We start from the raw sequence: 14,165 nt of genomic DNA on the forward strand, positions 1-14,165 counted from the left end.
AGGACTCACATATGAACTACAACCTGAACACCACGTCCGTTCCCGCCCCGCGCCGTGCGCTGGCAGCTGTGGCCGTCGTGGGCCTCGGCCTGGCTACGCTGAGCGGGTGCTCAGCGCAGGGTGGGGAGGCGGCGTCGTCGCCCGCGGGGACGGACTCCGCGACGCACAGCACCGCCGCCGCGCCCCTGGAACTGAGCGACGGCTGGGCCAAGGCGGCTGACTCCGGGATGACCGCCGTGTTCGGCAAGCTCACGAACACCTCCGGGCAGGAGGTCACGTTCACCGGGGCGGGCGCGGACGGCGTCGCGCGCTCGGTCGAGCTGCACGAGACCGTGGCGGACGGCGGCTCCGGCGCCACGCAAATGCGGCAGAAGGAGGGTGGCTTCACCCTCGTACCGGGGGAGAGCCTGGACCTGAAGCCGGGCGGCAATCACATCATGCTCATGGGGCTCACGTGCTCGCTCAAGGCCGGTAGTGACCTCACGCTGCAGCTGCGCACCGACAGCGGGACCCGGGACGTCACCGTCCCGGTGCGCGACTTCACGGGCGCGAAGGAGCGGTACGCGCCCGGCGAGGACGAGCACGCGGGCCACGGAGGCGAGCACGGCTCGGGGGACGGACACTCGTCGTCGGATGCCGCCCACGACCACGGGTCGCACGAGGGCATGAGCACGAGCCCATCCTCGAGCGCACTGCCCACGTGTCATGACCACTGATCGGGGCCCTTCCGCTTCGGGGTGGAGCCGGCGATCGTTGCTCACGGGCGCGGTCGCCGGCGCCGGCGCCACGGGACTGGGGGCGGTTTCCGCTGCGGCCCTCGGCGCCGTGGACCCCCGGCTCGCGGCGGCGGGACAGGACAGCCAACGGCCCGGGCTGCGGACCGAGGCCTTCCACGGCCCACGACAGGCGGGCGTGGCCACGCTGCCGCAGGCGTTCTGCGTGTTCATCGCCCTGGACCTGCACCGGGAGGTGGACCGGGACGCACTTCGGCGGTTGCTGCGCGTGCTCACGGACGACGCCGCGGCCCTCACGCAGGGCACCGCCCCCGTCAACGACCAGGAACCCTGGCTCGCCCAGAACCCCTCGCGGCTGACCGTCACGGTGGGTTTCGGGCCGCGGGCCATGGCCGTGATCGACGCCGGCCGGGCCCCGCAATGGCTCAAGCCCTTGCCCGCTTTCACGATCGACAAACTGCAGGACCGGTGGAATCAGGGGGACCTGTTGCTGCAGCTGTGCTGCGACGACAAGCTGACCCTGGCCCACGCCCAGCGGGTGCTGCTCAAGGACGCCCGGTCCTTCGCGACCGTGCGCTGGGTGCAGGACGGGTTCCGCAACACCGTGGGCGCCACCCCGGACGGTCAGACCACGCGCAACCTCTTCGGTCAGGTGGACGGCACCGTGAACCCGTACCCGGGGGAGGCTGATCACGAGAAGGTCGTCTACGGTCAGGGCGGGTTCACCCCGTGGATCGAGAACGGGACATCCGTGGTGATCCGGCGGATCCACATGAACCTGGACACGTGGGACGAGGCCGACACCCCCGCGCGCGAGGACTCGGTGGGGCGCCGGTTGTCGAACGGCGCACCGTTGACGGGCGCCGCCGAGCACGACGAACCGGACTTCGAGGCCAAGGGTTCCCTGGGATTCCCGGTCATCTCGTCCTACAGTCATATGCGGCGTTCGCGCAGCGACAACCCGGACGAGAAGATCTTCCGCAGGGTGTACAACTACGATCTGGCGGTGAGTGATGCGTCCGGGCACAGCCGCTCCGGGGACGTCCGGGGCGGGGTGTCCAACACGGGGCTGATCTTCGCGTCCTACCAGTCGGACCCCGTGAAACAGTTCGTGCCCATCCAGCGGCGGCTGGCGCAGTTGGACATGCTGAACACGTGGACCGTGCCCATCGGATCCGCCGTGTTCGCTATCCCGCCGGGCTGCGAAGTGGGTGGGTTCATCGGGGACACGTTGTTCACGTGACCCGCGTGCGCGGAGCAGCACAACGAGAGAATCAACGGGCCGGAGGAATGCCACGATGAGTACCAGCGCACGCACCAGGGACACCGGCCCGCGCCGGGACGGTTCGCGGGGCGACGTCGCTCCCGGCCGTGAGCGCGATAGCGCGCCGGATGTCGGGCGCCCGCTCGGCGCCGGCTCATCGAAGGGCGCGAGCTCGTCGAACGGCGCGAGTTCACCGAACGGCGGGACCGCTCCCGCGGGAGCGGTGAGTGTGAGCCCGTGGACCATCACGGTCGTGCTCGTCGCGGCCATGATCGGGATGACCGCGGCCCTGGTCTACGGGGGAGCGGCGGCCCCCCGGCAGGTCGCGGACCCGGGAACGCTCGTGCGCTGGGGGCTGCCCGTGGTGGAGACTGTCCACAACATCGCGATGACGGTGGTGATGGGCGGGTTGCTGCTGGCGATCGGCGTGGTGCCCCGTTTCGCGGACCGCTCCCGGAAACGGCCACCGCGCAACAGCAGGGACCAGGCGGGCGAACCGGAACACCCGGTCTTCCGCAGCGTCATGCAGCTCGTCGAGGCGGCGGCCGTGGTGTGGACCGTGGCGGCCGTGGCCGTGCTGATCTTCACGTACTCGGACGTCTCCGGATCCGGTATCGGCACGGGGGGCAACTACACCCAACAGTTGCTGCACTACATGACCGGGATCTCCATGGGCCAGTCCCAATCGGTGATCGTGATGGTGGCCGCCGTGGTCACGACCCTGGTTTTCGGCGTGCGGGCGCTGCTGGGACTGTTCTGCACCCTCGCGCTGTCCTTCGTGGCGATCGTGGCGCTGGCACTCAACGGTCACGCCGCGGGGGGTGCGGACCACATGGGTGCGGTGAACTCCCTGGGGCTGCACCTGCTGGGAGTGTGCCTGTGGGTCGGCGGGCTGCTGGTGCTGATCTGGGTGGGGCCGTTGCTGTCCCGTGAGTTCACGGTCAGCGGCCGCGGGGGCTCCCGCCACACCGAACCCCTGCTCGCGGTCGTACTGCGGCGCTACTCCGTGGTGGCTCTGGGTTGCTACCTGCTGGTGTTGCTCTCCGGGATCATCAATGCCGCGGTGCGTATCGGAACGTGGGAGCAACTGACGTCCTCCTACGGGATCCTGGCGCTCACCAAACTCGTGCTGACCCTGTTGTTGGCGCTGGCGGGTTTCGCGCACCGGCAGTGGCTGATCCCCGGGGTCGCGGACGGCTCCCGGTCCCGCGCGGCCACCATGTGGCGCGTGCTCGTGGTAGAAGTCGTGCTCATGGGGCTACTCATGGGCATCGCCACGGCCCTGAGCCGCACCGCCCCGCCCGTCCCGGAGGAGCTTGCACCGGACGCCTCCCCGGCGCGGATCCTCACGTGGTACGAACTGCCCCCGGAGCCCACGTTCGCCCGCTGGTTCACCACGTGGCGCCTGGACTGGTTCTGGGTGGCCGTAGTCGTGTTCATGGCCGTGGTGTACCTGTGGGCCGCGATCAAGGTGTGGCGCCGCGGGGACTCGTGGTCCGTGCTGCGCACCGTGTCCTGGTTCAGCGGGCTGGCTGCACTGCTCTACGCGACGAGCGGCGGGGTGGCGGTCTACGCCCGCGTGCTGTTCTCCGCCCACATGGTCGAACACATGAGCCTGACCATGATCGTGCCGTTGTTCTTGGTCTCGGGCGCACCCGTCACCGTGGTGCTCAAGGCCCTCGAACCACGAGGGGACGGTACCCGCGGTCCGCGTGAGTGGATCCTGCGTCTCGTGCACTCCACGTGGGGCAGGATCGTGACGCACCCGATCTTCGCGGCCGCGAACTTTGCGTTCTCGATCGTGCTGTTCTACTTCACGGACCTGTTCCGCTTCACGCTGCGCTACCACGTGGGCCACGAGTTCATGATGGTGCACTTCCTGTTCACGGGGTACATGTTCGCGCTCGTGCTGATCGGCATCGACCCCATCCCGCGCCGGCCCAGCTACCCCATGCGTCTCGTGCTGCTGCTCGCGACCATGGCCGCGCACGCGTTCATCGGCATCAGCATCATGAGCCTGACCACGGTGCTGCAGGCCTCGTGGTTCGGCAACATGGGCCGCCCGTGGGGTCCCAGCGCCCTGGACGACCAGCAGCTCGGCGGCATGCTCATGTGGGGGATCGGCGAGTTCCCCACGTTCCTGCTCGCCGTCATCGTGGCCGTGCTGTGGGCCATGGAGGGCGCCAAGGAGAACCGCCGGGTGGACCGGCAGGCCGATCGCACGGACGACGCCGAACTGCGCGCCTACAACGAGATGATGGCCGAGCTCGCGGAGCGGGACGAGCGGCGTCGTTGACGTCCGCCGGGACGGGCGCCGGCGAGGCCGGGCGGTTGGCGGACGGGTCCGCGGGGTGTGCGGGAGCGTCACGTAACGCACGGGAAGCTCTGCCCCGCGGATAACGTTGTCCCAGGAAGAAACCCTTGACCCCCGGTGGAAGGACCCAGACACCGTGACCTCCGCACGCATGAACACACCCGTCCGCGCCTCGGAACTTGAGGGCAGAGCCTGGCTGAACACCGGCGGTGAGCGACTGGACCTGCAGGCGCTACGGGGCAAGATCGTGATCCTGGACTTCTGGTCCTTCTGCTGCATCAACTGCCTGCACGTGCTGGACGAGCTGCGCCCCCTCGAGGAGAAGTACGCGGACGTGCTCGTGACCGTGGGCGTGCATTCCCCCAAGTTCGAGCACGAGGCGGACCCGGATGCACTGGCCGCGGCGGTGGACCGCTACGAGATCACCCACCCGGTGCTCGACGACCCCCGGTTGAGCACGTGGGACGTCTACACGGCGCGCGCGTGGCCCACCCTGGTGGTCGTGGACCCCGAGGGGTACATCGTGGCGCACCTCTCGGGTGAGGGCCACGTCCAGGGGCTGGAATCCCTCGTGTCCGAACTCGTGGCCGAGCACGACGCCAAGGGCACCCTGCACCGCGGGGACGGCCCCTACGTCCCGCGCCCGCAGCCCGAGGGGGACCTGCGCTTCCCCGGCAAGGTCGTGGCCCTTCCGGACGGTTCCTTCATGGTCAGCGACACCGGTCACCACCGCCTGGTCCATCTCGAGGAGGACCTCACCACGGTTCGTCGAGCCATCGGTTCCGGCACCAAGGGCTGGGCGGACGGCCCCCGGGACGCCGCGCGGTTCAACGAACCCCAGGGCATCGCGGTGCTCCCCGAACGCGTGCGTGCCGACGTCGGCTACGACCTCGTGGTCGCGGACACCGTCAACCACCGGCTGCGCGGCGTGGAACTGGGCACCGGCGCGGTGCGCACTCTGGCGGGCAACGGCGTCCAGCGCCTGCTCGACGACGCCCGCGCGCGCGGCGTGGACCCCAACGAGATCCCGCACGACGCCTCGGCCACGTCCGTGGCGCTGTCCTCCCCGTGGGACGTGACGTGGTCCGACGCCGCGGACACCCTGGTGGTCGCGATGGCCGGGACGCACCAACTGTTCTCGTTCGACCCGCGCACCGGGGCGCTCGCCGTGCTGGCCGGGACCGGGGACGAGGGACTGCGCGACGGTTCCGCGCCCGAGAGCTGGTTCGCCCAGCCCTCCGGCCTGGCTCAGGACGCCCACGGGGTCGTGTGGGTCGCGGACTCCGAGTCCTCCGCGCTGCGCCGTGTGCGCTTCGGCGAGGACGGGTCCACATCGGTGGAATCCGCCGTGGGACTCGGACTGTTCGACTTCGGGTTCCGGGACGGGCCGGCCGATCAGGCACGGTTCCAGCACTGCCTGGGGGTGTGCGTGCTCCCGGACGGATCCGTGGCCGTGGCCGACACCTACAACGGTGCGGTGCGCCGGTTCGACCCCGCAACCGGTGAGGTCTCCACGCTGACCCGCGGACTCGCTGAACCCTCCGACGTCCTGCTCGACACGAGCCACGACGAGCCCGTCCTGGTGGTCGTGGAGACCAATGCCCACCGCCTCGTGCGGGTGGCGGTGCCCAAGCAGGCCCAGACCGTGGACGAGGGTGCGGCCAGCATGCAGCGTAAGCGCACGCCGGTGGCCCCCGGGGAGCTCGAGCTCACGGTGCGGTTCTCGGCCCCCACGGGTCAGAAGCTCGACACCCGGTGGGGTGATCCCACGCAGCTGAAGGTGTCCTCGTCCCCGGAGGATGCACTCGTGCAGGGTGACGGGACGGCCCAGGGGCTGACCCGCTCCCTGCGGATCGCGGACGGTGTCACGGAGGGGGTCCTGCACATCACGGCCCGCGCGGCGGCGTGCGACGGCTCCCCGGACGGGGAGATCCCGGAGCACGCGGCGTGCCACCTGTACCAGCAGGACTGGGGGATCCCGTTCACGGTGGACCCGCAGGCCCCGGCAGGACTCACGCTGGACCTGCGCGGAACGGACTGAGCGGGGCCCACGGGCACCACGGCCCACCCTTCTCCCACGCCCCGCCCCGGGCGCACATGCACCCCGGGCACACCCGTCAGCGCGGCGCCCGCCCGTCAGCGCGGCGTGAGGGTCACCTCGCCCCCGGTGACCCTCACGTCCGCGCTCAGCAGGAACGGGACCTCATCGGTGACCTGGGATGTGGTGCCGTCATAGAGGTCCACCGCGGTGAACTCGATGCGCGCGATCCCCCGACTGTCGGACACGTGCCAGCGGCCCGCGGCGGCGTCGTCCAGGGAGACGTAGGGCGTGGGGTAATCCTTGATGCTCCAGGAGACGCGGCCCTGGATGCGCCCGTCGAACTGGTAGGAGAAGGGGCATCCCGCGGGGTAGAGGCTGTCCTGCGTGGCACACTCGTCCAGGTGCTCGTGGATCTGTTTGTCCACCTGGTGAGTGAGGCGTTCGGACGGCTCGGCCTCGAGCTTCATGGTGGTGTTCTCCCGGGCGTCGCTCACGGCCGCCTCCTGCGGCTCGGCGCGCACCATGGGGGAGGTGTAGGAGCCCGTGTAGATCCCGGGGTAGAAGACCGCGAACTCACGGGAGGACCCGGGGAGCGCCACGGACGCGCCGTTGATGTCCACCGCGGTGGAACCCGGCATGGCCACGTTCATGGTGGGCAGCGTGGAGGGATCGAAGTCCCACACCGTGAAGAACCCCCATTGCGTCTCCGCGGGGTGGAGCGTGAACTCGGAGGACGCCTCATGACCGTTCAGCGTGTAGCTCGCCCGCACCACCGCCCGGTCCCCGGACAACGCGACGGTGCGCACGGATACGTTCTCAAGTCCCTTGCTTGCCTCGGCCAGGGGTTCGCCGTCCAACAGGGCCGCGTTGGAGTCCGGGACCTGGGCGTTGAGCAACCCCAGGGCCTTGCCGCCGTCGCCGGCCCGGAGGGCCTGGAAGTAATCGCGCACGTCCGTCTCAGGCCCGTACGCGTACTTGTTCACGAGCGCAATGGTCACAGCCGCACCTGCGAGCGCCAGCAGAATCAGGACGAACCATGCCCCCACGGCCCTGACGATGCGTTCACTGCGTTCCATGAGTCCCCACGTTAGTGGACGTCCCGGGGAGCGGGCCCCGCGTGTCCCGGCGATGACCCGCCCGCTGCCAGGCCGCTAGGCTGAACCGGGCGGCCCGGGGGGCACCGCCCCCGGACGGCGCGATCGCCCACTCCGGTGTGATCCCCGAGGACGGCAGGCACGAGGGCGGCTCATGGCGGAAACCATCCGACAGATCCCGGCGAAGTACGGGGCACCGGAACACGTGTTCCACCCCCGAATGGGGTCGTACGGCCGCCGGCTCGGCGCGGCACTTCCCCCGCTGTTGCTCGTGGTCGTCGCGGTGTTCGTGATCGGGTACCGCCGCCCGGCCGGCCCCGCGATGGGCGTGCTGCTCCTGCTCGCCCTCGTGGGCCTCGTGACGGCCTACGCTTACCTGCGCCCCGCGCTCGTGGTGCTCACCGCGCACCACGTCCTGCTCTCCCGCTGGGTCGGTTTCCGGGCCGTGCCCCGCGAGCGGATCGCCCAGGTGGTCACGGTCCGGACGCTGCTCGCGGCGCGCCCGCGCAGCGGCGGGTCCCGCGGTCGACCCTGCCTCTGGTTCGTCACCCCGGCCGGGCGCTCGGCGCTCTTCCTGGACGGGACGGTCTGGGACGCGCGCACCCTGGACGAGCTGGCCCGGGCGAGCGGCGCCCAGCACGTCAACTTCCAGCGGGCCACGCCGGCGCAACTCACGGAGCACTGGCCCCGGCTCGTCGCATGGCGGGTGCGCTACCCGCGTGTGCGCTACGTCGCGACGTCGTGCGCGCTGATCGCGGCGGTCGCCCTGTTCGCCTGGTGGGCTTTCACACGGGGCCCCGCCTGATGCACCCGCCCCAGTCGGCAGCAGAGCCGTCCGGGTGCGACGGCGCTCGGTTCCCACGCAGGGGCCAGGCGGGGCCCTGACCCCCGGCTTCGGGTCCCACCGCGGGCCGTGGCGCCTCCAGCGCTGCCCTGGACCACAACGACGCTCGGTTCCTTTCGGGGGTCGGGCGGAGACGTGCCCCGCACCCTCCGACTTCCGGCCCGGCCGCGGACCGAAGCGCCCGAGCGGGCCTGGGCGGCTCCGGGTACGACGACGGCCGGTCCCCTTCTCGGGAACCGGCCGTCGTACGGTCGGCGGGCCGCGATATGCCGCGGCCCGTGCCGGACGCTCAGCGAGCAGCGGTGCTGCCGTCCATGTGGTTGCCGGTGACCGCGCCGTCGGACCGTTCGGTGGAACCCGCCGAGCCCACGTGCCGACGCGAACGCTCGATCTCCGCCTTGCGCTCCTCGTTGGCCTCGCGGGTCAGCTCCGCACCGGCCTCCGCGTCACGCGTGAGGTTCTCGCCCGTCTCCGGGTTGAACACGTGCATCTTGCGGCCGTCCAGCCAGATCTTTGCCGTGGAGCCACCGCGGATGCGGGAGGACGCGTCCAGGGAGACGACCACCTGGGCGGGCATCTCGTCAGCGTCCAGCTCTTGGGCCAGCTCGTTGAGCTTGTGCTGCACGGCGGCATCCTGCTGGTAGTGGATGTAGCCGTACTGCTGGTTGCCCAGCCACTCGGTGTGCGTGAACTCGGAGTCGAAGACGGTCCCGTGGGGGATTTTCGTCTCGTCCACGAACTTCGCGTCCTCGAAGTGCTCCGGGCGCAGGCCCAGCAGCACGATCTCGGGGGCGTTCGTGAGCTTGCCCTGCACGCGCTCCGGAACCTCGATGTCCCCGATCGGGGTGTGGAACACCGAGCCGTTCACGCGCGCCGGGATGAAGTTCATGGACGGAGCGCCGATGAACCCCGCCACGAACAGGTTGACGGGCTGTTCGTAGAGCTCCCGCGGGGACGCGATCTGCTGGAGCTGACCACGCTTGAGCACGGCCACACGGTCACCGAGGGTCATGGCCTCGGTCTGGTCGTGGGTCACGTACAGCGACGTGATGCCCATGCGGCGCTGCAGCTGCGCGATCTCCGTGCGCATCTGGCCGCGCAGCTTGGCGTCCAGGTTGGACAGGGGTTCGTCGAAGAGGAAAGCGTCCGCGTCACGCACGATCGCGCGCCCCATGGCCACGCGCTGGCGCTGACCGCCGGAGAGGTTCGCCGGCTTGCGTTCGAGGTGCTCGTTGAGGTCCAGGGTGTCCGCCGCCTCGCGCACCTTGCGGTCGATCTCCTCCTCGCTGAACTGCCCCTTGGACAGGCGCAGCGGGAAGGCGATGTTCTCGTACACCGACAGGTGCGGGTACAGCGCGTAGTTCTGGAACACCATTGAGAGGTTGCGATCACGCGGCTGCTTGTCGTTGACGCGCACCCCGTTGATGTTCAGGTCCCCGGAGGTGATGTCCTCGAGGCCCACGACCATGCGCAGGAGCGTGGACTTTCCGCAGCCGGAGGGGCCCACGAGGATCAGGAACTCGCCGTCGGCGACGTCGATGGAGATGTCGTTGACCGCGGGGAAACCGTCGTCGTACTTCTTGACGAGGTGTTCCATGGTGATTGCTGCCATGTCTACTCAGTCCTATCTATGTCTAAGCGTGGATGGTGCGGCGGGCTCAGCCCTTGACCGCGCCCTGGGTCAGGCCTGAGACGATCTGGCGCTGGAACGCCAGAACGAGCAGCACCACAGGGATGGTCACGATGATCGCCGCCGCGGAAATCGCGCCCGCAGGGGCCTCGAACTGCGAGGCGCCGGTGAAGAACGCGAGTGCCGCCGGGACGGGACGCGCCGCGGAGGTCGAGGTCAGGCCGATGCCGTACACGAAGTCGTTCCACGCGATGAAGAACGCGATGATCGCCGTGGTGAAGACACCCGGCAGCGTGAGCGGCACGATCACCTTGCGGAACGCCTGCCACGTGGTGGCGCCGTCCACCTGGGCCGCGCGGTCCAGGTCCCAGGGGATCTGCTGGAAGAACGCCGCCAGGGTCCAGATGGAGATCGGCAGGGTCAGGGACAGGTAGGGGATGATCAGGCCGAGCCACGTGTCGTAGAGCCCCACCTGGCGCCACAGGTTGAACAGCGGCGTGACGATGGAGATCACCGGGAACATCGAGACCATCAGCGCGGTGGTCAGCACGATCTTCTTGCCCGGGAAGTCCAGGCGTGCGATCGCGTAGGCGCACAGTGTCGCGAGCACGACGGCCACGAACGTGGAGATCAGTGAGATGCCGATCGAGTTCCACAGGGCCGGCAGGAACAGGTCCTTGGCATCGCCCACGAAGATCTGCTCGTAGTTGCTCGTGACGAACTTCGTGGGGATGAACTTGCCCGAGTTCAGGTCCGAGGAGGACTTGAAGGACGTCATCAAGATGGACAGGACGGGGAAAAGCGCGTAGACCAGCACCGCGATGCTGATGACGGTCCAGCCGATTTTCTGCTTGGTGCTCAACATGGCGGTTACTTCCCCTTCCCAGAGCCACCGGTGAGGTCCACCTTGAAGACCTTGATGGCCACCAGCGCGATCAGCATCACGCAGATGAACAGGATCACCGAGATGGCCGAACCAAGGCCGATTTCCAGACGACCAATGGACGTGCGGTAGGCGAGCAGCGAGAGCGTCTCGGTGCCGTACTGGCCCTTGGTCATGATGAAGACGTTGTCGAAGATGCGGAAGGCGTCCAGGGCACGGAACACCACGGCCACCATGATGGCGGCCTTCATGTTCGGCAGGACCACCTTGCTCAGGCGTTGCCATGCCGAGGCGCCGTCCACACGGGCGGCCTCGGTGAGCTCACCGGGGACCTGTGCGAGCCCGGAGAGCAGCAGCAGCGAGATGAACGGGGTGGTCTTCCAGATCTCCGAGGCCATGATCACGAACAGGGACGGGCCCGCAGAGGCAAACCAGTTGAAGTCCGGACCGATCATGGGCAGCCACGAGAGCCAGTTGTTCACGTAGCCGGTGGTGATGTCGAAGGCGTAGAACCACGCGAACGCGGAGACCACCGTGATGATGCCGTAGGGCACCAGGATAGCGGTGCGCAGCAGGCCGCGCGTGGCCTTGATCGCGCTGTGCATCACGAGCGCGAGGGCGAGGCCTAGGACGAGTTCCACGACCACCGTGACCACGGTGATCAGCAGGGTCACGCCCAGGTCCCGCCAGAACACGATATCCGACAGGGCCGTGGAGTAGTTGCCCAGGAACACGAACTCCTTGTCACCGGGTGCGGTGAGCCGGAAGGAGAACAGCGAGTCCCACAACGCCTGGACGATGGGGTACAGCGTGACCAGGAGCATGATCACGAACGCGGGGCCGGCGAGCAGCCACCCCAGTTTCCGCTCCGAACGGGCCCGGTCCGAGAGATGGCCTCTACGGCGGGACTCCTCCGGCGTGGACGCGCGAGCGAGCGAATCGACGGTGCTACTCACAACAGCGCATCTCCCTTCAGGACTTCCTGGATGAATTCGGTGGTCTCACGCGGAGTGTCCTCGGTGACTTCCGCCGGCGGGGTCCAGTTCTGCTGGATGGCCGTGGAGATCTCGTTGTAGTACGGGGTCTGCGCGCGGGGCTTCGCGGCGTCGAGGGACTTCCGGATGGTGTCGGCCATGGGGTACGCCTTCTTGACCTCGGGGTCGTCGAAGGCCTTCATGGAGGACGGCGGGTTGCCGTTGGTCGCGAAGTACTGGGCCTGGTGCTCGGGGGAGACGATGCACTGCACGGCCTCCCACGCGAGGTCCTGGTTCTCGGACCTGGCGCCCACGCCCAGGTTGATGCCGCCCAGCGGCGGGTGCGCCTCGGTGTCCGCGTCGACACGGGGCCACGTGGTCCACTTGATGTCGTCCAGCACCGACTTGTCGAGGGTGCCCTCGTCCACGGAGGCCTTCGTGGCCGAGTAGATGAACGGCCAGTTGACCATGAACGAGCCCTTGTCCCCCTGGAACTGGATCATGGAGGCGTTCTCGTCCTGGGTGGCTAGGCCGGGTCCGCCGAGGCCCTCCTTGCCGATGGTGCCGATGATCTCCGCGGCCTTCTTGCCGGCGTCGGAGTCTAGCGTGATCTTGGCGTCCTGACCGTCCTGTCCGTCCGAGACCACCTGGCCGCCAGCCGACTCCACGAGGCCGTTGACCCACACGGACATGGCCTCACCGCGCACGCCCTGCACGCCCAGGTACTTGTCCTGGGACGTGGCCGCCTTGATGAGCTGGTCCCACGTGACGGGCTCGGACATGTCCAGACCCGCCGCCTTGGCCACCGACTCGCGGTACCACAGCAGCTGCGTGTTGGCCCAGAACGGGATGGCCACGATCTCGCCGTTCCATTTGGCGCCCTCCAGCGGGCCCTCGAGGGTGTCCTTGGTGGTCGCCTCGACGACGTCGTGCGGGGGCTTGGCGAGGAAGCCGGGTTCCGCGAGCTCTGGGACGTAGGGCGGGTCCAGGCTCATGATGTCCATGGACGTGTCGCCCGCGGCGAGGCGGCGGGCCAGCTGTTCGCGCTGGGACGCCGCGTCACGCGGGAGGAGCGACGTCTGGATCTTGTACTTGCCGCCGGACGCGTCCGAGCACTGCTGGGCGAGGACGTCCTGGCCGCCGTCATCCGGGTTGATGTACCACGTGAGCGTGGGCGGGCCGGACTCCCCGCCGCTGCACCCCGTGAGCAGCATGGCGGACGCCGCCGCAGCGGCCGCTACGCTGCGGACCGTGCGAGGCTTGCCAGCCCTGCGAGAGTGGTGAGTGGACTTCACAATGGTTCCTCCCCTGATGAGCGCCTGTACTGACGGAATGGGTCCGGCGCTCCCCGTAGGGATACCGGTCATTTCAGCATCTGCTCAGTGTAGGCGTGGCATGCGTCACGGACCGAGTGTTACCCGCTTTCGGGGATGGTGGCGTGGCGGCCGGTGTGTCAGGAGAGGAAGACCGCGGCCACCGCCATCGTGGCCATGGACACGACCGTGGTGAGCAGGACGGTGTCCCGGCACACCGTGGTGGCCCGGTCGTAGCGCACGGCCGCTACGTAGAGATTCTGCGCGGTGGGCAGCGCGGCCATGATCACGGCGGCGTACAGGGCGTGCCCGGTGAGCCCGAGAGCCCACGCGAGCAACAGCGCGAGCCCGGGGTGCACGACGACCTTGGCCCCGGTCGCGAGCAGCGTGTCGACCCGGGTGCCGGGGGAGGCCAGGGGGCGGGAGCCCACCAGCGAGAGACCGAAGGCGAGCAGCATCGCGGGAACGGCCGCACCCGCCACGATGCGCACGGGCTCCATCGCGAGGTCGGGCAGGCGGATCCCCGTGGCCGCGGACATGATGCCCAGGGCGGAGCCCATGATGAGCGGGTTCGTCACGATGTTCTTGAGCACCGAGCCGGCCGTGGGGCGCCGCCCGCCAGTGAGGGTGTCCATGATCGTGAGGTACAGCGGCGTGTTGATCGCCAGCTGAAACAGCATCACCGGGGCCACCTGGGACGCGTCCCCCAGGACGAACAAGGCGATGGGGATCCCCAGGTTGGCGGCGTTGACCTGCCCGGCGGCCTGCGCGCCCATCACCACGGTGGCGGCGTCCCGGGAGAACACGAACCGGGAGAGCAGTGCGTACGCGATCATGGTGAGCCACGCGGACGCGGCCGCCACGAGCAGCGGCGCGGAGAAGATGTGGTGGATGTCCGCTTCGGAGATGGTGGTGAACAATAGCGGCGGGGACGCCACGTAGAACGCGAGTTTGGACAGCACCCGCTGGCCGTCCGGGCCGAGCACCCCTGCGCGCCCGATCACGTAACCCAGCCCGATCACGGCCCATACGATGAAGAACCCGGAGACGACTCCGCTCATGAGCTCATCTCCT

General features: G+C 69.1%; 11 protein-coding genes. 5 read left to right on the plus strand and 6 right to left on the minus strand.

Features of this window, described 5'->3' with window-relative positions; all coding sequences use genetic code 11:
• Positions 1–11: 11 nt before the first annotated feature.
• The 4 genes from RF650_RS04725 to RF650_RS04740 all read left to right on the plus strand — a co-directional run bounded on the left by RF650_RS04725 (position 12) and on the right by RF650_RS04740 (position 6,353).
• Positions 12–716, plus strand: a complete 705-nt coding sequence (locus RF650_RS04725; protein ID WP_131332293.1) for a copper chaperone PCu(A)C — start codon at positions 12–14, stop codon at positions 714–716.
• Entirely contained in the window at positions 706–1,977 is a 1,272-nt protein-coding gene (locus RF650_RS04730) for a Dyp-type peroxidase (protein WP_131332294.1), read from the plus strand. The genes RF650_RS04725 and RF650_RS04730 overlap by 11 nt, the downstream gene beginning before the upstream one ends.
• A 55-nt stretch (positions 1,978–2,032) precedes the next feature.
• Positions 2,033–4,294: a cytochrome c oxidase assembly protein gene (locus tag RF650_RS04735; protein WP_368814214.1), complete on the plus strand. Its 2,262-nt coding sequence runs from the start codon at positions 2,033–2,035 to the stop codon at positions 4,292–4,294.
• 169 nt (positions 4,295–4,463) lie between these two features.
• The gene (locus RF650_RS04740) at positions 4,464–6,353 is read left to right on the plus strand and encodes an NHL domain-containing thioredoxin family protein (protein ID WP_368814307.1); all 1,890 of its coding nucleotides are present in this window, start codon (positions 4,464–4,466) and stop codon (positions 6,351–6,353) included.
• Between the two features lie 95 nt (positions 6,354–6,448).
• On the opposite strand, the gene RF650_RS04745 is transcribed toward RF650_RS04740, so the two are convergent.
• Complete coding sequence (locus tag RF650_RS04745) at positions 6,449–7,429, minus strand: hypothetical protein (protein ID WP_368814215.1); 981 nt, start codon at positions 7,427–7,429, stop codon at positions 6,449–6,451.
• 172 nt (positions 7,430–7,601) lie between these two features.
• Here RF650_RS04745 and RF650_RS04750 point away from each other — a divergent pair, with 172 nt between their 5' ends.
• Positions 7,602–8,252: a hypothetical protein gene (locus RF650_RS04750; RefSeq protein ID WP_131332296.1), complete on the plus strand. Its 651-nt coding sequence runs from the start codon at positions 7,602–7,604 to the stop codon at positions 8,250–8,252.
• A gap of 328 nt (positions 8,253–8,580) precedes the next feature.
• Here RF650_RS04750 and RF650_RS04755 read toward each other — a convergent pair whose 3' ends face one another.
• From RF650_RS04755 to RF650_RS04775, 5 genes are all read right to left on the minus strand, one after another.
• On the minus strand, positions 8,581–9,903 hold the full coding sequence (locus tag RF650_RS04755) for an ABC transporter ATP-binding protein (protein ID WP_239319422.1): 1,323 nt from the start codon (positions 9,901–9,903) through the stop codon (positions 8,581–8,583).
• Positions 9,904–9,949: 46 nt separating this feature from the next.
• A complete protein-coding gene (locus tag RF650_RS04760) occupies positions 9,950–10,786 on the minus strand; it encodes a carbohydrate ABC transporter permease (RefSeq protein WP_064847496.1) in 837 nt (278 codons plus the stop codon).
• Between the two features lie 5 nt (positions 10,787–10,791).
• Positions 10,792–11,760, minus strand: a complete 969-nt coding sequence (locus tag RF650_RS04765) for a carbohydrate ABC transporter permease (RefSeq protein ID WP_368814216.1) — start codon at positions 11,758–11,760, stop codon at positions 10,792–10,794.
• Positions 11,757–13,073: an extracellular solute-binding protein gene (locus RF650_RS04770; protein ID WP_239319419.1), complete on the minus strand. Its 1,317-nt coding sequence runs from the start codon at positions 13,071–13,073 to the stop codon at positions 11,757–11,759. Before RF650_RS04770 ends, RF650_RS04765 begins: the two co-directional genes overlap by 4 nt.
• Before the next feature lie 158 nt (positions 13,074–13,231).
• The gene (locus RF650_RS04775; RefSeq protein WP_131332299.1) at positions 13,232–14,152 is read right to left on the minus strand and encodes an AEC family transporter; all 921 of its coding nucleotides are present in this window, start codon (positions 14,150–14,152) and stop codon (positions 13,232–13,234) included.
• Between the last annotated feature and the right edge of the window lie 13 nt (positions 14,153–14,165).

Origin of the sequence: Kocuria sp. CPCC 205297, assembly GCF_040981035.1 — a bacterium.
GTDB classification, from domain to species: Bacteria; Actinomycetota; Actinomycetes; order Actinomycetales; family Micrococcaceae; genus Kocuria; species Kocuria marina.